This is a genomic window from Serratia sp. A07 (genome assembly GCF_058725505.1).
This window is the reverse complement of the sequence record NZ_JBZXDO010000213.1, coordinates 1-759: the sequence shown is the minus strand read 5'-3', so window position 1 is coordinate 759 and position 759 is coordinate 1. Positions and strand designations below refer to the sequence as shown.

Annotated in this window: 1 protein-coding gene; it reads left to right on the top strand. The window is 51.8% G+C overall.

The window, feature by feature from the left end:
- Positions 1–282 precede the first annotated feature (282 nt).
- A partial coding sequence (locus AC4PR2_RS29320; RefSeq protein WP_492176103.1) for a Mom family adenine methylcarbamoylation protein occupies positions 283–759 on the top strand: 477 nt, incomplete at its 3' end.

Below are 759 nucleotides of genomic sequence, written 5' to 3'. Positions count from 1 at the left end.
ATACCGGAGTCGTCCATTAACTGGCAGGAATTTATCACCTCGCCAGTGAAGGAACGTAAAGCTATACCTAACGCGACAGACGGTACGCTGAAAGACACGTTGAATGCCGTTCTGGCTCTTTTGCGGGATAGAGGGCTGTTGACCGCCAGCTAGCGAATGGATAACGCCAGAGAGCGTGCATGTTACTTATTGATCGACGTATCTTATTGATTACGATCGATTGATCACAAAAACCGATCGATAGCTCGTATTTTGCCCCCGTGTTCTACATGGAGGAAATCGATGTCAAAACCACTTAAAGGCCGGTTGTCGCGCATTGTCACGCCGCCGGCTCCTATTGTTTATGATGGTGTTCAGGTTGGCTACGGTTCTACCGAATTGCGCGTCGAGACGATAGCCTGCTGGCTGGCACGTGCTGTGATCTGCCACCATCACTACAGTCGGCGCTACGTGAACAACTCCTATCTCCATCTTGGGATTTTTTCTGGGCGTGATCTGGTCGGTGTGATGCAATGGGGGTATGCGCTTAACCCAAACAGCGGCGCGCGGGTAGTTGAAGGCACAGGCAACCGCGAGTATATGGAGCTAAACCGGCTGTGGTTGCATGACTGTATGCCGAAAAACTCTGAGTCCCGCGCCATAAGCTACGCCCTTAAGACCATCAAACAGCTCTACCCTCAGGTGCAATGGGTGCAATCGTTCGCGGATGAGCGGTGCGGGTGTTTCGGGGTTGTGTACCAGGCGAGTAATTTTGAGTTT